Origin of the sequence: Halogeometricum sp. S3BR5-2 (genome assembly GCF_031624635.1) — an archaeon.
GTDB lineage: Archaea > Halobacteriota > Halobacteria > Halobacteriales > Haloferacaceae > Halogeometricum > Halogeometricum luteum.
The window spans coordinates 14,869-33,596 of the sequence record NZ_JAMQOQ010000002.1; the positions used below are offsets into that span (position 1 = coordinate 14,869).

The 18,728-nt window shown below is 67.9% G+C and carries 17 protein-coding genes; 9 read left to right on the forward strand and 8 right to left on the reverse strand.

The window, feature by feature from the left end; translation table 11 throughout:
• Positions 1–79 precede the first annotated feature (79 nt).
• The 3 genes from NDI79_RS06465 to NDI79_RS06475 form a co-directional block, all read right to left on the reverse strand.
• Complete coding sequence (locus NDI79_RS06465) at positions 80–334, reverse strand: hypothetical protein (RefSeq protein WP_310927661.1); 255 nt, start codon at positions 332–334, stop codon at positions 80–82.
• Positions 335–542: 208 nt separating this feature from the next.
• Positions 543–2,609, reverse strand: a complete 2,067-nt coding sequence (locus NDI79_RS06470) for a glycoside hydrolase family 15 protein (RefSeq protein WP_310927662.1) — start codon at positions 2,607–2,609, stop codon at positions 543–545.
• Between the two features lie 99 nt (positions 2,610–2,708).
• Positions 2,709–3,920 (reverse strand): NAD(P)/FAD-dependent oxidoreductase, encoded by a 1,212-nt coding sequence (locus tag NDI79_RS06475; protein WP_310927663.1) that lies wholly within the window; start codon positions 3,918–3,920, stop codon positions 2,709–2,711.
• A 147-nt stretch (positions 3,921–4,067) separates the two neighbouring features.
• Here NDI79_RS06475 and NDI79_RS06480 point away from each other — a divergent pair, with 147 nt between their 5' ends.
• From NDI79_RS06480 to NDI79_RS06495, 4 genes are all read left to right on the forward strand, one after another.
• Positions 4,068–5,243 (forward strand): enolase C-terminal domain-like protein, encoded by a 1,176-nt coding sequence (locus NDI79_RS06480; RefSeq protein ID WP_310927664.1) that lies wholly within the window; start codon positions 4,068–4,070, stop codon positions 5,241–5,243.
• A 57-nt stretch (positions 5,244–5,300) separates the two neighbouring features.
• Complete coding sequence (locus NDI79_RS06485) at positions 5,301–6,176, forward strand: MBL fold metallo-hydrolase (RefSeq protein ID WP_310927665.1); 876 nt, start codon at positions 5,301–5,303, stop codon at positions 6,174–6,176.
• Positions 6,177–6,287: 111 nt separating this feature from the next.
• The gene (locus NDI79_RS06490) at positions 6,288–6,818 is read left to right on the forward strand and encodes a hypothetical protein (RefSeq protein ID WP_310927666.1); all 531 of its coding nucleotides are present in this window, start codon (positions 6,288–6,290) and stop codon (positions 6,816–6,818) included.
• A 68-nt stretch (positions 6,819–6,886) separates the two neighbouring features.
• On the forward strand, positions 6,887–7,681 hold the full coding sequence (locus NDI79_RS06495; RefSeq protein WP_310927667.1) for an SDR family NAD(P)-dependent oxidoreductase: 795 nt from the start codon (positions 6,887–6,889) through the stop codon (positions 7,679–7,681).
• Between the two features lie 273 nt (positions 7,682–7,954).
• Here NDI79_RS06495 and xacF read toward each other — a convergent pair whose 3' ends face one another.
• Entirely contained in the window at positions 7,955–9,418 is a 1,464-nt protein-coding gene (gene xacF, locus NDI79_RS06500) for a 2,5-dioxovalerate dehydrogenase (protein WP_310927668.1), read from the reverse strand.
• 112 nt (positions 9,419–9,530) lie between these two features.
• On the opposite strand from xacF, the gene NDI79_RS06505 reads away from it, so the two are divergent.
• Both NDI79_RS06505 and NDI79_RS06510 read left to right on the forward strand, forming a co-directional pair.
• Positions 9,531–10,403 (forward strand): fumarylacetoacetate hydrolase family protein, encoded by an 873-nt coding sequence (locus NDI79_RS06505; RefSeq protein WP_310927670.1) that lies wholly within the window; start codon positions 9,531–9,533, stop codon positions 10,401–10,403.
• Between the two features lie 31 nt (positions 10,404–10,434).
• The gene (locus NDI79_RS06510; protein ID WP_310927671.1) at positions 10,435–11,952 is read left to right on the forward strand and encodes an alpha,alpha-trehalose-phosphate synthase (UDP-forming); all 1,518 of its coding nucleotides are present in this window, start codon (positions 10,435–10,437) and stop codon (positions 11,950–11,952) included.
• 51 nt (positions 11,953–12,003) lie between these two features.
• On the opposite strand, the gene rpiA is transcribed toward NDI79_RS06510, so the two are convergent.
• Entirely contained in the window at positions 12,004–12,876 is an 873-nt protein-coding gene (gene rpiA, locus NDI79_RS06515; RefSeq protein WP_310927672.1) for a ribose 5-phosphate isomerase A, read from the reverse strand.
• Between the two features lie 12 nt (positions 12,877–12,888).
• The gene (locus tag NDI79_RS06520; protein ID WP_310927673.1) at positions 12,889–13,980 is read right to left on the reverse strand and encodes an NADP-dependent phosphogluconate dehydrogenase; all 1,092 of its coding nucleotides are present in this window, start codon (positions 13,978–13,980) and stop codon (positions 12,889–12,891) included.
• Between the two features lie 230 nt (positions 13,981–14,210).
• Here NDI79_RS06520 and NDI79_RS06525 point away from each other — a divergent pair, with 230 nt between their 5' ends.
• The gene (locus NDI79_RS06525; RefSeq protein ID WP_310927674.1) at positions 14,211–16,082 is read left to right on the forward strand and encodes a glycoside hydrolase family 15 protein; all 1,872 of its coding nucleotides are present in this window, start codon (positions 14,211–14,213) and stop codon (positions 16,080–16,082) included.
• Positions 16,083–16,113: 31 nt separating this feature from the next.
• Here the strand turns inward: NDI79_RS06525 and NDI79_RS06530 are convergent, their stop codons facing one another.
• Entirely contained in the window at positions 16,114–16,914 is an 801-nt protein-coding gene (locus NDI79_RS06530; protein WP_310927675.1) for an NAD-dependent epimerase/dehydratase family protein, read from the reverse strand.
• A gap of 113 nt (positions 16,915–17,027) precedes the next feature.
• Between NDI79_RS06530 and NDI79_RS06535 the strand changes: the two genes are divergently transcribed.
• The gene (locus NDI79_RS06535) at positions 17,028–17,888 is read left to right on the forward strand and encodes a cytochrome c oxidase subunit 3 (protein ID WP_310927676.1); all 861 of its coding nucleotides are present in this window, start codon (positions 17,028–17,030) and stop codon (positions 17,886–17,888) included.
• A 72-nt stretch (positions 17,889–17,960) separates the two neighbouring features.
• Positions 17,961–18,152 (forward strand): hypothetical protein, encoded by a 192-nt coding sequence (locus NDI79_RS06540; protein ID WP_310927677.1) that lies wholly within the window; start codon positions 17,961–17,963, stop codon positions 18,150–18,152.
• 20 nt (positions 18,153–18,172) lie between these two features.
• Here the strand turns inward: NDI79_RS06540 and NDI79_RS06545 are convergent, their stop codons facing one another.
• A complete protein-coding gene (locus NDI79_RS06545; RefSeq protein ID WP_310927678.1) occupies positions 18,173–18,679 on the reverse strand; it encodes a DUF7979 domain-containing protein in 507 nt (168 codons plus the stop codon).
• Between the last annotated feature and the right edge of the window lie 49 nt (positions 18,680–18,728).

An 18,728-nucleotide genomic window follows, 5' to 3' on the forward strand; every position in this document is an offset into this window, starting at 1 on the left:
AACCCCGCGGCATGAATCCCCCGGAGACGGACGGCCCTCGCGGGGGGCGCGGCCCCGGGTTCGGCCCGTCCGCGCGGCGCTACCGCCGCCGCTCGCGTCGCTGTCGCTGTTCGTCGGCCTCCGCCTCGTAGGACTCCGCGACGACGGTGTCGCGCATCTTCCGTCGGTACTCCCAGACGCCGGCCGCGAGGACGAGGACGGCGAGGACGGCGCCTCGGAGGGGCGTCCCCGCCAGCGCGAAGTAGGCGAACGCGGCGACGGCGAACGCGACGGAGAGACCGAGTCCGAGCGTCGTCCACCCGCGTCGTCGGTCCCGAGAGCGGGAGTTCGGCATGATGGCCTTATGGGTGGTCCGGATACGAAGGTGCTCCGGTCGGCGTTCCCGTCGTCCCGACGCCGGCTTAAAACAGGTAACCGTATTCGACCCGGCTGACGGCGGTATTCTCCTGGTTTCGCCCCCTGCGGTCGCCGCCGACGATGGTATAAGACGAGCCACACGGCGACAGCCACTAAGGGACTGTCACGAGATATCCGCCGTCAGGTCAGGCCGCGTCTCCGCTCGGAGCCATCCCGTACGGCTCGTCCCGCACGTGGCTCTCCGCGAGGAGGACGTACATCGCCTGACTCCACTGGAGGTTGCAGTTCCAGCGCACGGAGCCGTCGCCGCGGACCTGTTCGGGCAGGAGACCGGTCGCGGACGTCCACGTCGGCGCGTCCTCGAAGACGTACTCCCGGAGGGCCGCCTCGTCGCCGTCGAGCCATCGAACCGCGTCCGCGAACGCCTCGCAGAGGGGCCAGCCGCCGTCCTCGACGCTCCCGGAGGGGGTGAAGTCGTCCTCGGGGTAGCGGCCGACGCAGGCGGCGTCGTCGGCGCACCACGCCGGGTCCGTCGCCAGTTCCACCGTCGACCGCATCGTCTCGCTGCCGGCGTCGACGACGTTCCACGGCCACGTCGCCATGAACGCCGCCGCGTCCGGCCGTTCGTCCGGGGCCACGTTGCCGTCGCGTTCGGGGCTGTCGGCGGTGACGTAGTGGTCGCCGAGGTAGGCGTCCTCGCGGAAGCAGTAGCCGTCGAAGTTCTCGGCCCACGTCGCCGCCGTCTCGCGGCAGTCCGCGGCGAACTCGTCGTCGCCGCGCGCCTCGGCCAGTTCGGCCATCGCGCGCAGGCCGGCGATGGACGCGGCGCTCCCCTCCGTCGAGTGACCCCACACCTCCTCCCAGGGGTCTTGGGACTTCCCGGGGAAGCCGTCGCCGTTGTCGTAGTCGAGGAGGAACTCCGCGGCCGCCCTGCTCATCCCGTAGTGCTCGTCGAGGACTTCCTCGTCGCCGCCGGTCTCCTCCCAGAGCAACCAGTGGGCGTAGATGGGTCCTCCCACCTGGTCGAGTTGGAGCGCCGTCCAGTTCGGTTCGCCGTCCGAGCGGTAGTTCTGCCACCACGTCCCTTCTCGTTCGATGTCCCTGTCGTCGACGACGTCGTCGGTTATCTGCTTGTCGTCGAGCCACGAGAGCGCCCGACGCGCCTCCTCGACGGCGCCGCCGGCGAGCATCGCGGCGACGATGAACACCTGGTCGCGCGGCCAGACGAAGCGGTAGCCCTGGTCGTCGGGTTCGAACGCGCCGGCGACGGTGCCGCCGCTGGGGTCCTGCGCGCACTTGAGGCTCGTCAGCGACCGCTCGTACGTCGCGTTCGCCGTCTCGTCGTCCGTCGGGCCGTCGGAGACGCCCTCGTGCCACGTCTCCCACGCGTCGGCGAACGCCTCCCGTTCGGCCTCGTAGCCGCGGTCCAGCGTCGAGGTCAGGGCGTCGAGGGCGTCCGACTCGCTGCGGCCGAAGCCGGCGGCCGTCGTCCACGTCGCCGCCTCGTCGTCGTCGAGGTAGAGGCCGAACCCGATGTCGAGGGAGCCCGCCATCTCGTCGTTCGCGTCGATGTAGCCGTCGTTCTCCCGGTAGATGTCGTGCCACGCGCTCTTCTCATCTCCCTCCGTCTCGCCGAGCAGTCCCATGCGACGGCCGTCGAAGGAGCGCTGTCCCGTCTCTTCTCGGCGGAGGGCGACGGCGAAGTAGCGCTCGCCGTCGTGGGAGACGACGCACTCGTACTCGCCGGCCTCGCCCTCGGCGGCGGTCGCGTACGCCTCGTCGGCCTCCGACTCCTCGCCGCCGTCCTGAATCGAGGAGTTGAGCACGGAGAACACCGTCCGCTCGCCCGCCTCGGAGAACGAGACGCTGTTCCGGACGAGCAGCGCGGGCCGGTCGACGGAGACGACCACGTCCTGCGAGAGCGACGCCTCCGCCCCGTCCGCGAAGACGAACTCGTTGTCCAGATGTAGTTCGGGGACGCGCGGCGACTCGTAGGCGACGTCGCTGTCGGCGGCGTCCTCGCGCACGTCGAGCGTCTGCTCCCTGTCGGCGTCCCACAGGAGCGTGTGGAAGTCGCCGAACTGCTCGATATCGGCGCGGAACGCGGACGTCTCCTCGATGAGCGCGCCGCGCCAGTCCTCGTCGACGGCGCTGGAAGGGTACTGGTTCGCGGTCGTCAGCACGTAGCCGCCGTCCTCGCGGGGCGAACTGAGCAACCCGTCCTTGTCACTCGGGGGGTGAAGCCCGTCCATGAGTACGCCGAAGCAATCGTCCGCCCCAACTACGTTCCTTTCGGCCGGCGGGCGATAGCGCCGGTACCGACGGCGGTTTCGGGCCGGTGCGCTCCCGCGCTACATGTCGTCCCAGGCGTCGACGGCGCGCCGCACCCCGCCGACCTTCGTCAGCCACCGCGCGGAGATGAACTTCTTGAGCACCTCGGCGGGGCGGCCGCTGAACGTGTTCACCGGCGACCCGACGACGCCGTGCGCGACGGCGTCGTCGGCGACGGAGACGAGCGTTCCCTTGTTGATGTACGACCAGTGGACGAGTTCGCGGCCGTCCACCTCGCGGGCGACGTTCTGCCCGAGGTGTTTCCCCTCCTCCATGGCCGCCTCGGCCGTCGGCGGCGGCGACGCGTCGGCGTCGGGGTGGACCACCTGCTCCCACAGGTCGTGTTCGGTGTGCGGGCCGCCCTCGACGTCTTGGTTCACGAGGGCGGCGTCGCCGATGGCGAACACGCGGTCGTCGCTCGTCTTGAACGTCGAGTCGGCGTACGCGCGGTTGTGGTCCTTGTCGACGTCGACGCTCCCCATCGAGTCCTGCCCGGTGACGCCGCCGGCCCAGACGAGGACGTCGTACGCCATCGAGTCGCCGTCGTCGAACTCGATTTCGTCCTCGCCCACCGAGGTCATCGCCTTCCCGGTGTCCACCTCGACGTCGTGACGCTCCAGTTTGTTCTGGATGGCGCCCTGGAACTCGTGGTCGTGGCCGGGGAACACCTCGCCGCTCCGTTCGACGAGGTGGACGTCGATGTGCGAGTCGGTCCAGTCGCGCAGGGCGGCCACCTCGCCGGCCGTCTGGATGCCCGTCAGACCGCCGCCGCCGACGACCACCTTCGCCGGGTCGGTGCGGTCGGCGGCGACGGCGGCCCCCTTTATCCGTTCGTGGATGCTCAGGGCGTCGCCGAGGCTCTTGAGCGTCAGAGCGTGTTCTTCGAGGCCGTCGATACCGTAGAACGCGGTCTGACTCCCCAGGCAGACGACGCAGTAGTCGTAGTCGAGGGTGGTCCCGTCGTCGAGTTCGACTTCCCTGTCCGCGACGTCGACGTCGGCGACGCGGCCCTGCACGAACTCCGTGTCGTCGTCCGCTATCTCTTCGATTGGGACAGTCACGTGGTCTCGGACCGAGGGCTTCCGGATGCAGCGGTGGACTTCGTGGAGTACCAGGTGGTACGGGTCCTCCGACACCCAGACGAGGTCGGCGTCCTCGTCCAGTTCCTCCTGGAGGCTCCGAATCGCGGCGCTGCCGGCGTACCCAGACCCGAGCACAACAACTCGTGTCATGGCTTCGCTCGTCCGAGGGCTCTCGCGTCACGGTCTTAAGCGCGATGGCGGGGGGTCTCGCGAGTCCGTTCGTCGCGTAGCGGCCGCCGCGCCGCGGCGTCTTCGCCGACCGTCCGTGTTTTCACGGACGGCGCTGAACACCGACGCATGGCACCGGAGATAACGCGAATCGAGACGACGGAGTTCAGCTATCCGCTGGAGAACGTGGGGATGGACGACGGGTACAACCTCGCCTACGAACCCGGCACGACGACCGAACGACGGCTGTTCGCCATCAAGATTCTGACCGACGAGGGGGTCACCGGCGAGTTCGTCGGCGGCAACTCCCCCGCGTTCGCGCAGGTCCACGAGGTGGCCGACCACCTCGTCGGCGAGAACGCCCTCCGCCGGGAGCGACACTGGAGCGAGATGAAACGCGCCCTGCGGAAGTACGACCGGATGGGCATCGGCCCCCTCGACATCGCCCTCTGGGACCTCGCCGGGAAACACTACGACGCCCCCATCCACGAACTGCTCGGCACCTACCGGACGCGCCTGCCGACCTACGCCTCGACGTACCACGCCGACGACAACGGCGGCCTCGACTCTCCGGAGGCGTACGCCGACTTCGCCGAGGAGTGCCTGGAGATGGGCTACGAGGGGTTCAAGATTCACGGCTGGGGCGGCAGCGACGACCAACGGGACATCAAGCGCGAGGTGGACACCGTCCACGCCGTCGGCGAACGCGTCGGCGAGAAGATGGACCTGATGATAGACCCCGCCTGCGAGTACGAGACGTTCGCCGACGCCGTCCGCGTCGGCCGCGCCTGCGACGAGCAGAACTTCTACTGGTACGAGGACCCCTACCGCGACGGCGGCGTCTCCCAGCACGCCCACCGAAAACTCCGCGAGAAACTGCAGACGCCCCTGCTCCAGACCGAACACGTCCGGGGCATCGAGGCGCACACCGACTTCATCGACAACGACGCCACCGACTTCGTCCGCGCGGACCCCGAGTACGACGCGGGCATCACCGGCGCGATGAAGATAGCGCACATCGCGGAGGGCCACGGTCTCGACGTGGAGGTTCACTCGCCCGGCCCCGCCCAGCGCCACTGCATCGCCGCGATGCGCAACGCGAACTACTACGAGATGGCCCTGGTCCATCCGGACTGCGACAACACCGGCGCGCCCGTGTATAAGGGCGACTACGAGGACGAACTCGACTCCATCGACGACGAGGGAACGGTCGGCGTCCCGGACGGCCCGGGCCTCGGCGTCGAGTACGACTGGGACTACATCGAAGCGAACGCCAACGGCGGCCGGACGTACGAGGGACTGTAACTTCTCCCGCCCCGTTCGGCGAGTTCTTTTTTCCGGAACCGTCACGAACGACCGCGCATGGTACACTCGATGTGGGGCGATTGGTTCGTGAACGACGAAATCGAGGCGGTCGAACCCGAGGGCCTCTCGGCGTGGTACCTCGGCGGCAACGGCTTCGTCTTCCGCACCGAGGAGACGACGCTCTACCTCGACCCGTACTTCGGCGACGGGTCGCCGCCGCGGACGATACGGATGGTTTCCGTTCCCGTCGACCCCGAGGCGGCCGAGATGTGCGACGCCGTTCTCGTCACCCACGAACACATCGACCACATGCACCCGCCGTCGTACGCCCCCCTCGTGGAGAACCTCGACGCGGACGTGTACGCCCCGGAGGCGTCCTACGAGAACCCCGACTACGAGGGCGACTTGCAGGTCCCCGAGGAACACAAGAACGTCATCGAACCCGGCGACGACCTGACGTTCGGCGACATCGACGTCCACGTTCGCGGCGCGAACGACCCCGACGCCGAGGAACCGGTGACGATGGTCGTCGAATCCGGCGGGAAGACGTTCTTCGCCGCCGGCGACTCCCGTCCCGCCGAGGCTTTCGAAGACATCGCCGAGGAGTTCGACATCGACGCGGGCGTGTTCGCTTACGGCACCGTCGGTAACATCCACCACACCGAGGACGACCCCGCGGAGACGTATCCCACGGAGTGGTACAACGACGGCGCGCAGATGGCCGAGGCGGCGAACCAACTCGAACTCGACCGACTGCTCCCCACCCACTGGGACCTCTGGCGCGGTGTCGGCCACGACCCGAAGTCGCTGCACGAACACCTCGCCTCCTACGAGTACCCGCGCACCTTGGAGATAATCCGCGTCGGGGACCGCATCGAAGTCGGCGAACCCGGCGTAATTCGGCCGAAGGACATCCGCGAGGGCGAGCGGTAGCCGCCGAGAACCGGTAGAAACGACGCTTTCTCTCTTCCTCGGGCGGTTTTTGTGACAGTAGCGACGGACCGGGGTGGGAAACTATATTGTCACTCGAACTGAACCTGCGCTATGGAATCCGCCGGCTTTCTCACCGCCCTCGGAACGACGTGTAAACGGTACGGTCCGGGTCGGTTACCGAGGGCCGACCGCCGCGACGTCGGTGCGGGGTACGCGCTCGCGTCCGCCGCGACGGGGGCCACGCTGCTGTTCGCGGCCGTCTCGTGGGGGATGCACGGCATCGGGTCGCCGGTCGGGTCCGACTGGGAGTTCCTCGGTACGATGTCGCTGCTGGCGCTTCCGCTCGTCGTCCCGACGTCGTTCGCCGCCGCGGTCCTCGTCTGGCGCGCCCTCCCCGCCGACGTCCCGCACTTCGGTGCGGTGGCCGGCCTCCTCTCGACCGTGGGAACGTATCTCCTCGCGTTGGGCGCCCTGTTCGCGTTCTACGCCGCCGTCGTGGTTCTCGAAGGGCGGTTCGACCAGATTCTCGAAGCGGTGGGGTTCGTGGCGCTCATCGGGTTCGTCGCCGTGGCTACCACGTGCTGGTTGACGATTCCGGTCGGAATCGTCAGCGGCGTCGTCCACGAACGCGTGACTCGGTGACGCTGTCGCCCTCGACCGATACAGCGTCGGCGAGTAGACTTAACACGAAAACGGGCGCACACGAACGCATGGGAAGCGCTAGTTTCGACTTTAGCGACGAGACGGTCATCGTCACCGGCGCCTCCGCCGGCATCGGTCGAGCCATCGCGCTCCGGTTCGGCGAGGCGGGCGCGACGGTCATCAACGCCGACATCCAAGAGGACCCGAAACGGGAAGGCGAGGACACGCCGACCCACGACAAAATCGAGGAATCGGGGGGGACCGCCGAGTACGCCGAGACGGACGTCTCCGACCCCGCCCAACTCGAATCCGTCGTCGAGGCGGCCCGCGAGTACGGCGGCGTCGACGTGATGGTGAACAACGCCGCCCGCCAGCACAGCGAACCGTTCCTCGACGTGGAACAGGAGGACTTCGACAAACTGCAGGACACGAACGTCCGCGGCTACTACTTCGGGACGCAGGCGGCCGCGAAGGACATGATAGACCGCGACGACCCCGGCTGTATCGTCAACACGGCGTCCATCAGTTCCGAAGTCGCCCAGTACGGCCAGGTGCAGTACGACGCGACGAAAGGGGCGATAAAGATGATAACGCGCGGGACGGCGCTGGAACTCTCCGACTACGACATCCGCGTCAACGCCATCGCGCCGGGGCAGATAGCCACCGAGTTCACCGAGGGCTGGAGCCAAGAGGCGCAGGACGCCGCGGGCGACGAAGAGGGGGAGTTCATCAAACCGATTCCGCTCCAGCGCGCCGGTCACCCCGAGGATTGCGCGGGGGCGACGCTGTTCCTCGCCAGCGAGGACGCCTCCTACATCACGGGCGACCTCGTGTACGTCGACGGCGGCTGGACGGCTATCTGAGCGGTTTTAGAGAGTCGTAGACGGAGCTTTTTCTGCGAGAGAAGTCGAGACGGACGCTGACACTACCTCGAAAGCCCCCGGCGTCTGGACTCCCGCGGCTCGCTGCGCGTCTCGCTCGTTTCACTCGCTCGGTGCTTGCTTCGCCGGGGTTCGCCCAGACGCCGGCCCCTTTCAGTCCCGCCCGCGGCGGTCATCGGTTCGTCGTCGCGTATCGGAGTCTCGGTTCTCTGAGCCGGGCGAAAGAAAATGGAGCGAACCGAGCGAGTTACGCGCTCAGTAGTCCTCGTAGACGGTCTTGATGATGGTGAAGAAGTCCATCCCCTCCTCGCCCTGTTCGCGGTAGGTCTCCGAGGAGGAGGCGTTCATCCCGCCGAACGGGACGTGCAGTTCGAGGCCGGTGGTCGCCTCGTTCACCTTGACGACGCCGAAGTCCACCTCGTCGATGAAGCGGTTCGCCTCCGTGTGGTCGTCGGTGACGATGCCGGCCGAGAGGCCGAACTCGACGTCGTTGACGAGTTCGACGGCCTCCTCGAAGTCGCTGTAGGTGGTGACGCCGACGAACGGGCCGAACACCTCCTCCTGCATGATGTCCATGTCGTTGTCGACGTCGGTGAAGACGGTCGGCTGGACGAAGTAGCCGTCGTCGTACTCGTCGCCGTCGAGGCGCTCGCCGCCGTATTCGAGCGTCGCGCCCTCCTCCTTGCCTCTCTCGACGTACTCCAGCGTGCTCTCCAGTTCGCTCTCGCTGACGTGCGGACCCATCGTCGAGTCGTCGTCGAGACCGAAGCCGGGTTCGACGCTCTCGGCCTCCTCGACGAGGGCCTCGACGAACTCCTCGTACTGGGAGTCGTGGACGATGGCGCGTTCCGTCGCGGTGCAGGCCTGCCCGGTGACGCCGAACGCGCCGGACGCGACCGTCTCTGCGGCCTCCTGCACGTCGGCGCTCGGAGAGACGACGGTGGGGTTCTTGCTGCCGAGTTCGGTCTGGACGCGCTTGTGGTCCTCCGTCGCCTGCTCGTAGATCATCTCGCCGACCTGTCGGCTGCCGGTGAACGAGACGGTGTCGACCTCCTCGTGGTCCAGGATGGCCTGTCCGACCTCCTCGCCGCCGCCGCTGACGAAGTTGAAGACCCCGTCGGGGACGTCCACCTCGTCGGCGGCCTCGTCCATGCACTCGAACACCGCGCGCAGGACGTTCGGCGCCTCCTTCGAGGGCTTGATGACGAGCGTGTTACCGGTCGCCAGCGCGGGGGCCATCTTCCAGCAGGGGATGGCGATGGGGTAGTTCCACGGGACGATGAGGCCGGCGACGCCCATCGGTTCGCGCACGTAGTACAGGTTCTGGTCCGCCGCGCCCTTCTTCCGCTCGCCGGCGTAGTCGAGGGCGCGTTCGGCGTAGTAGTAGAAGATGTCTATGGCGCGGTTGACCTCGCCGTTGGCCTCGCCGCGGAGTTTCCCCTCCTCGCGGACGAGCGTCTCGGTGAGTTCTTCCTCGCGGGCGTCCATCCGCTTCGCCGTCTCGCGGAGGAACTCCCCGCGCGTGGCGGCGGGCGTGTCGGCCCACTCGTCCTCGGCGGAGGCGGCGGCGTCGATAGCGCCGTTCGTGTCCGCCTCGCTGGACCGCTGGAACGACCCGACGACCTCCGAGGTGTCGGCCGGGTTCTTTACGTCGAACGTCTCGCCGGTCTCCGAGTCTCGCCACTCCCCGTCGATGTAGTTCTGGTACGTCTCAGGCATCACCGAGACGTTCGAGCGCTCGACTTACGCCTCTTACGGCCGCGTCCGATCTTCGGAAATTCCACGCCGACTGCCACGAGAAATTAGTGGCGTCGTCGCGTATCGGCAGTCGATGCGATACTTCCGCGTTCGGATCGGCTCCGACGACCCCCGCCTCGTCGCCCGCGACGGCCGGACAGCCTACGATCTCTCGTCGGCGCGCCCGGCCCTCTCGTCGTTCCGCGACCTCGCGATGGTCGCCTCGACGACGGACCGCGGCGTCGACGACGTGGCCGAGGCCCTCCTCGACGACGCCCCCGTCGTCGGCGAAGACGACGTCGAGTCGGGAGCGGTCCGTCCGGTCGTCCCGGACGAGGTGTGGGCCGCCGGCGTCACCTACGAGGTCAGCGGCGACGCCCGCGAGGACGAGAGCGGCCGCCCGGAGATGTACCAGCAGGTGTTCGAGAGCGAGCGCCCCGAACTGTTCTTCAAGGCGACGCCCTCGCGGACCGTCGGCCCCGACGACGAAATCGGCGTCCGCGAGGACTCCGAGTGGGACGTGCCCGAACCCGAACTCGGAGTCGTCCTCTACGAGGGGGATATCGTCGGCTACACCGTCGGCGACGACGTGAGCAGCCGCGACCTCGAAGGCCAGAATCCGCTGTACCTCCCGCAGGCGAAGGTGTTCGAGCGGTGCTGCGCCGTCGGTCCCTGCGTCGCCTCCCCGGAGACGGTCGCGGACCCGCACGACCTGGAGATGTCGATGACCATCTCGCGCGACGGCGAGACGGCGTTCGAGGGGGAGACCGATACCTCCCTGATGGCGCGGACCTGCGAGGAACTCGTCTCCTACCGCAACCGCCACGACGAGACGCCCGAACTCTCGGTGCTCCTCACCGGCACCTCCATCGTCCCGCCCGCGGAGTTCACCCTCCGGGAGGGCGACCACGTCGAGATAGCCATCGAGAACGTCGGTACGCTGACGAACACGGTGACCACCGTATGACGTCGAGCGACGCTCGCGGAGTGGTTCCCCGATGACAGGCGCCGACGATTCGACCGACGCCCCGAACGGCGACGGCGACGAGGAGACCCCCTCGGTCCCCGGCGACCTCGTCGTGGTCTCGAACCGCCAGCCCTACTCCCACGAGTACGACGACGAGGGGAACGTCGTCGTCGACGAACCCGCCGGCGGTCTCACGGCCGGTCTCGACCCCGTCATGCAACGCGTCCACGGGACGTGGATCGCGTGGGGAGACGGCGAGGCCGACCGCGAGGTGACCGGCGAGGACGACGTCGTCCGGATGCCGCCCGAGGAGGAGTCCTACGACCTCAAGCGCATCTGGCTCTCCGACGACGAGGTGGAGGCCTACTACTACGGCTACAGCAACCGCGTGCTGTGGCCCCTGAGCCACGGCGGCATCTGGAAGACGGAGTACGCCAACCGCCACTGGCGGCGCTACCAACAGGTGAACGGCCGCTTCGCCGACGCCGTCGTCGACGCCATCGACGAGGACTCGGTGGTCTGGTTCCAGGACTACCACTTCGCGCTGGCGCCCCGGATGGTCCGCGAGGAGGCCCCCGACGCCCTCCTGACCCACTTCTGGCACATCACGTGGCCCGGGTGGGACACGTTCCGCGCCTGCCCGCAGGCCGACGACCTCTTGGACGGCCTGCTGGCGAACGACGTGCTCGGCTTCCACGTCGAGCGCTACTGCCAGAACTTCCTCGACTGCGTCGACCAGGCGTTCGAGGACGCCTTCGTCGACTACGACGACAACCGCGTCCAGTACGAGGGCCACACCACCTACGTCCGGGCGTTCCCCCTCGGCGTCGACGCCGACGGCATCGCGGAGTCCGCCTCTTCGGCCGACGAGGAGTCCTGGCGGGCGTTCAAGCGCGACCGCGGCATCCCCGAGGAGTCGAAAGTCGCCCTCGGCGTCGACCGACTCGACTACACGAAGGGCATCGTCGAGCGACTGAAGGCGCTCGAACAGTTCTGGAAGGGGCGCCCGGAGCGACAGGGCGAACTCACCTACGTCCAGAAGGCCGACGAGTCGCGGTCGCTCATCCCCGAGTACCAGAACCTCCAGACGAACGTCGACGAGGCCGTCGAGCGCATCAACGAGCGCTTCGGAACCGACGAGTGGACGCCCGTCGTCTACATCGACGACTGGCTCGAGAGCGACGAACTCAACGCGCTGTACCGCTACAGCGACGTGATGCTCGTCAGCGCCCTCCGCGACGGGATGAACCTCGTCGCCAAGGAGTACGTCGCCTCGCAGGTGGACGACGACGGCGTCCTCGTCCTCTCCGACCAGACGGGCGCCTACGAGCAACTCGGCGAGCACTCGCTGGTCGTCAACCCGCACGACACCGAGCGGTTCGCCCGGACCATCGAGGAGGCGATGACGATGGACGCCGAAGAGCGTCGCGAACGGATGTCGGCGCTCCGCGAGGGCGTCCACGACGAGGACCTCAACGCGTGGATGGTGGACGTGTTCGCCGCCGCCGAGGAGGCCGGCGAGCGACGGACGGACGCGGACAGGCAGTAAAACAGGTCGCCGGGCGTTCTTCAGCCGTTTCGTCTCGCCGCTCCGCGCCGCTCAGAACTCGACGTGTTCGACGTCGTCGTCGGTGCCGTATATCACGTCGTCGACCATGTCCACGAACAGGCCGTGCTCTTGGGCGCCCGGGATGCGGGCGAGGTCGGCCGCGCGGCCCTCGATGTCGTCTATCTCGCCGAAGTCGCAGTCGACGATGAGGTTCCCGTTCGCCGTGAACAGCGGTCCGTCCTTCTTCTCGGCGTAGCGCAGTTGCGGGTCGCCGCCCTGCTCTTTCACCCACGACTGCGCCACGTTGCGCGACTCGGGCAGCACCGACAGCGGAACCTCGTACGACAGCGGCGTCGACTGCTTCTCGTCGTCGGTGGCGATGACGAGGCGGTCGGCCATCTCGTCGATGAGTTTCTCGCGGGCGTGCGAGGCGCCGCCGCCCTTCACGACGTGGGGGTTCTCGGGGTCCCACTGGTCGGCGCCGTCGATGGCGACGTCCAGCGACTCGAACTCGTCGACGTCCGTCAGGGGGATGTCGAGTTCGCGCGCCAGGTCGTGACTCTGGAGGGAGGTGGCGACGCCGCGGATATCCTCCAACTCGCCCGATTCGAGTTTCCAGCCGATGGCGGCGATGGCCCACGCCGTCGTGCTGCCGGTGCCGAGGCCGACGTCCATGCCGGACTCGACCATCTCTGCGGCCTCGATGCCGCCGCGGCGGCGCTTGTCCATCAGCACGTCCTCGGGGCTGCTCTTGATGCGCGTCGGCGAGGGGACGACGCGGATTCGCTCGCGTATCTCCCCGTCGTCGAGTTCGACGTCCGCGCTCTCCAGTTTCTCTCGCGCCGCTTCGACCGCCTCGTCGGTCGACTCGGCCCACGCGCTGATCTCTTCGCCGTTCTCGTCGTAGACGAACTGTTTTGCCATTGGTGTCTCCTCCTAGTTGGGGTCGCCGTCGTACGATTCGCGCTTCTCGGGTCGCAGGGTGTCCTCGCCGCTCTCTTCCTGTCGGATGTCGCTTCGCGCGGTGTTGTCGACGCGGCCGGTGACGCGTTCGTCCATCAGGCTCTCCTCCTCGCCGAACGGGTGGAGGCCGAAGCCGTGGCGCATCAGGGCGACGGCGCGCGGGGCGTGCTTCTGGTTCCCGCGCGATTTGAACAGTTCGATGACCGACTGGGTGATGACGGGCACCGGCGTCTCGCCCTTGAACGCCTCCTGCACCAGCCAGTTCACCTCGCCGGTGTCCTCGACGAAGTTCGGCACGTCCTCGAAGTTCTCGGGGGCGTCGGAGAACTGGTCCTCGTTCTTCAGCCCCTTCGACATCAGTTCGACGAGCCAACTCTCGATGACCGCGCCGTTGTTCCACGTCTCGAAGAGGTCGCCCATCTCGCCGTCGAGGTCGAACTGCCCGGCTTCGAGGAGTTCGACGCCCTCCGCGATGGACTGCAGCATCCCGAACTCGATGCCGTTGTGGACGAGTTTGACGAAGTGGCCGCTGCCGGGTTCGCCGACGTGGATGAGACCGCCCTCCACGGAGAGGGTGTCGAGGTAGGGTTCGGCTATCTCGAAGCCCTCCTCCTTGCCGCCGACCATGAAGCAGGCGCCCTCCTTCGCGCGCGGCGGGCCGCCGCTGGTGCCCGTGTCGAGGAAGTAGACGCCCTCGTCCCAGCAGCGTTCCTCGCGACGGATGGAGTCGCGCCAGAAGGAGTTGCCGCCGTCCATCACGACGTCGCCCTCGTCGAGTTCGTCGACGAGTTGGTCGAGTTGGTCGTCTATCAGTTCGCCCGAGGGGAGCGACAGGTAGACGACGCGCGGCGGGTCGAGTTTCTCCGCCAGCGTCTCGTACTCGCCGGCGTCGTGCACTTCGACGCCCATCTCTTCCAGTTCGGGCCGGTCCTCGGCGTCGAGGCCGACGACGCGCATGTCTTTTCCGACGGCCTGCCGCGCGAGGTTGCCGCCGATCTTTCCCAATCCGACGATACCGAGTGTGAGTTCTTGCTCAGACATGTGTGTGTCTCTGTCGTCGTGCATCGCCGTCCGCGCGTTCGGCGCCGCCGCACGCGCGTCTCCGTGATTTACCGCGAACACGAGGCGAGGGAGGCGCTCGGGGGCGCCTTCCCCGTCCGCAATACGTGTCAACGAGCGCCCGCGACGACTAAAATCGTGGTGGCCGACGCGTTTAATCCGCCCGTCGCCGAACCTGACGCCGAACCGACGGTACGGCCGGAAACGCCGGTCACCGGGGGTCTCATCACGCAGCCATGAAGGAGTTCACGCCGATTTCGGACTACGGTATCGTCGGTAACTTGGAGACGTGTGCGCTCGTGAGCGACGAGGGCGCAATCGACTGGTGTTGCTTTCCGTACCTCGACTCTCCGAGCGTCTTCGCCGCCCTCCTCGACGCCGGCCGCGGCGGGACGTTCGCCGTCGCGCCCGTTCGGGAGCACGAGTCGCGGCAGCGATACCTCGACCGGACGAACGTGCTCCAGACGACGTTCGAGACGGCGTCGGGGACGATGACCGTCACCGACTTCATGCTCGCGTCGGGGGAGCGGTACGCCGAGGACTACCCCGCCGACGCCGTCTACCGGAAGGTGACCTGCACCGAGGGTAGCGTCGACGTGCGCGTCGAGTTCGAACCCCGGTTCGACTACGCCCGCGCCGACACGCGGGTCGAGTCGACCGGCGGGGGCGTCGTCGCCGAGGCCGACGGGGAGTCGCTGTTTCTCTCGTCGCCGGTCGACCTCGCCGTCGAGAGCGTCGAGGACGGCGAGGGCGGCGGCGACCGGGCGACGGCGACCTACCCGCTCTCCGCGAACGAGTCCCACTGGTACGTCGCCCAGTACGGGGACCGCGAACCGCTGGCGGGCGGCACCTGCGACGACCTGCTCTCCGACACCGTCGACTACTGGCGCGGGTGGGCGCACACCTGCGGCGACGCGACCGAGACCTGCCTCCTCGACGGCCGGGCGCACGACGTGGCGGTCCGCTCCGGTCTCGTCCTGAAACTGCTGATGCGGCGGGACACGAGCGGTATCTGCGCCGCGCCGACCACGTCGCTACCGGAGGACGTCGGCGGCGTGCGCAACTGGGACTACCGCTACTCGTGGATACGCGACGGCGCGTTCACCGTCCGCGCGCTGACGCACCTCGGTCACTACGAGGAGGCGGAGGCCTACTTGGACCGCTTTCTCGACCTCTCGAAGGAGTTCCACCCCGACGATATCAAACCGCTGTACGCGATGGACAGAGGCGAGGAACTCGAAGAGGAGGACCTCTCGCACCTCTCGGGCTACCTCGACTCCGCGCCCGTCCGCGCGGGCAACGACGCGGCCGACCAGACGCAACTCGACGTTTACGGCGAGTTGATCCTCGCCATCTACCAACTGCTGTGGGACGGCCGCGAGATAGGCGAGGACGACTGGCGGGCGGTCAGCGACATCGCGGACCACATCTGCGAGGTGTGGGACGAACCGGGGTCGGGAATCTGGGAGGTCCGCGGCGACGACCACCAGTTCGTCTACTCGAAGGTGATGTGCTGGGTCGGCCTCGACCGGGCGATTCGGATGGCCGAGGAACTCGATTACGCGTCCGCCGAGGACCGCTGGTCGACCGTCCGAGAGGAGATTCACGAGACGGTGCTCGAACGCGGCTACGACGAGGAGTTGGGCAGTTTCACCCAGCGCTACGACGACGACACCCTCGACGCCACGGGACTGCTCATCCCGCTGACGGGCTTTCTCCCGGCCGACGACGAACGGGCCGTCTCGACGGTCGATACGATACGCGAGGAACTGGCGACCGAGGAGGGACTCGTCTTCCGCTACAAAGGGGGCGCCGACCCGCTTCCGGGCGAAGAGGGGGCGTTCGTGCTCTGTTCGTTCTGGCTCGTCGACGCCCTCGCGGTCACCGGGCGGGTCGAGGAGGCCGAGGCGGTGTTCGAGAACGTGCTGGAGTACGCCGAACCGCTCGGCCTGCTCTCCGAGGAGATAGACGCCGAGACGGGGCGACTACTCGGCAACTACCCGCAGGCGTTCAGCCACATCGGACTGGTGAACGCGGCGCTGTACCTCGCCGAGGCGCGTCTGGACCGCGAGATACAGCCGTTCGGTTCGCACTCCTTCGAGGAGTGAGGGGGCGCCGAGAGACCGACTGTCGCCTCGGTCAGTTCGACTCGATGACCTCGGCGGCGTTGTCGCGCGGCCGGTAGCCGATGGTTCGGAGGCCGTGCGTCAGCGACAGGCAGCGCTCGTCGTTCGCGGAGATGGCGTTGACCGTGACCGAGTTCTCCCCGTCGGGCAGGTCCGCGAGACTCGCCGCCCGCACGGCGTCCTTGCAGTCGCTCGGACTCAGCCACATCGCGCGGGCGAACCGGGCGGCCTCCTCGGCGTACTCCTCGGAGACGGGGTCGGTTACCTCGTCTTTGAGGTCCTGCTCGGAGAGCAACCACCCGATGCGGAGGTTCACCGTCTCGACGCCCTCGCGGTGGGCGAAGTAGTTCCCCATCGCCTCGCCGGCCACCTTCGTGACGCCGTAGAAGGAGTCCGGCGCCGTCTCGTCGTCCGGGTCGATGACGTCGGCGTCCGCGCGCATCGTCTCGGGTTCGTCCGGGTCGGCCACGATGTGGCCGTTCGTCGCGTGGTTCGAGGAGGCGTACACCACCCGGCCCACGTCGTTCTCGTCGGCCGCGTAGTAGGCGTTGAATGCGCCGTCGACGTTGACCTCCTTCACCTCGTCCCACTCGGCGTACGGCGAGGGGTTCGCCGCGAGGTGGACCAGGACGTCCGCGTCCTCGGGCAGTTTCTCGACGAACTGCTCGCGGTCGGAGACGTCGACGACGACGCTCTCCATCCCCTCCGTCTCCGAGTGCGTCATCGGCGTGACCTTGTGCGTCTCGTGGTCGAAGGCTTCGACGGCCGCGCTCCCGACGTTGCCGTCGGCTCCGGTGATAGCGACGTGTGCCATGTCGGTGACAACTGCGCCGGCGAGGAGTAAAGCTTCGGCGGCCGCGCGTCCCGGTGCGAACGGCGTCAGAATCGCCCACCGGCTATTTTACGCTCCCTCCCGACGCCGAACGTATGGGTACGGCAACCGACTCTGAGGACGAGGAGGGCGGACTCGGCCCTCCAGCGGGGTGGGATTTCCCCCGCGGACTCGACGAGTCGTCGTGGTGGCCGTTCATCGCCGCCGTCGGCGCGACGAACCTCTATCTCGGCGCGGGCCTGTTCATCATCGGCTGGACGGACTACTCGCTCGTCCCGAAGTTCCTCGGACCCCTGTTCTTCGGCGGCGGGGCGTTCCTGCTCCTCGTCGGCATCTTCGGGTGGCTCCACCAGGCGTTCGTCGAACCGTACTGGGAGCGAGACGCGAGCGTCCTCGACTCCGGCGTCCACCGACTCGGGATGCTCCTGTTCGTCATGACCGACATCGCGACGTTCGCCGCCGGACTCACCTACTACTACTTCGTCCGCCTCGGGTCGTGGCCCACCGAGGAGCTTCCGCACCTGCTCACGCCGGTGCTGGCGATAAACACCGTCCTGCTCGTCGGGTCCAGTTTCACCTTCGAGTACGCGCACAAGAAGCTCTCCGGCGGGGAGCACAAGCGGTTCCTCGCGTGGCTCGGAGTGACGCTGGCGCTCGGACTGGCGTTCGTCGGCGGACAGGTGTACGAGTATTACGAACTGATAGTGAGAGAGGGGTTCACCCTCTCCTCGGGACTGTTCGGTCCCGCGTTCTTCGGGCTGACGGGGCTGCACGGCCTCCACGTCGTCACCGGAGTCATCCTCATGGGTATCCTGCTCGTCCGAGGGCTGATGGGGCAGTTCGGCGCCGGCCGCGACACCGCCGTCAGGACCGTCTCGATGTACTGGCACTTCGTCGACGCCGTCTGGCTCGTCATCGTCGTGTCGCTGTATCTCGGGGCGGTGTACGGCGCTTGAGGCCGGTCAGGCGTTCGGCGCGAAGCACCGAACGCCAGTAGATTTACCCTCGATTCCGCCCCTGGTTCTCCCATGGCGACGCTCCCCGAACTCACGACGACGCAGGGCGTGTACGACTGGCTCCTCGCGCTGACGGTGCTGTTCGCGGCGTTCCTCGGGGCTCTCCTCCTCGCGTCGTTCCTCGGCTTCGTCCCCCCCATCGACCAGTTGGACGGGGGCGGCGCGCTCCTGTTCCCGGTCGCTCCGGCGCTCGGACTCGGGTGAGGTCCGTCGATTTGGGGTCCTCACGGCTCGGAGTCCGACCGGCCGGCCAGCATCCGAGCGAGTCGCGGCGAGTAGAACAGACCGAGGCCGACGAGGACGCCGACGACGCCGCCCGGCAGGACGTACCCGCTCACCGCGACGCACTCGTTCATCGTCTCGACGGCGACGTAGTACTCCTCGCCCTCGTAGGCGACGAGGGCGCCGCCGCTGAACGCCGCCTCGTGTTCGAGTTCGCCGTCCACTTCGCCGGTCCCGCTCACCGTCCCGACGGCCGACTCGAACGCCTCCTTCTCCGCGTCGCTCAGTTCCTCGTAGTCGAGTCGCGCCCACGAGGGGTCGACCATTCCCTCCGGCGCGTTGTGGTCGATGTCCTCCGGCGGCGTCACCGAGATGGCGGGCGCGCCGCAGAGGCCGAGGTCCTCCTGCACGGCCGCGTACCCGCCGAGGACGGCGCCGCCGACGCTGGCGGAGAACACGAGGGCGCCGAGGAACGGGAGGACGTACGTCGCGGCGTCGCTCCGGTTCACCGGATGTCACCTCCGCGCGTGGTCCGCCGCGGCGTGCGGTCGTCCGCCG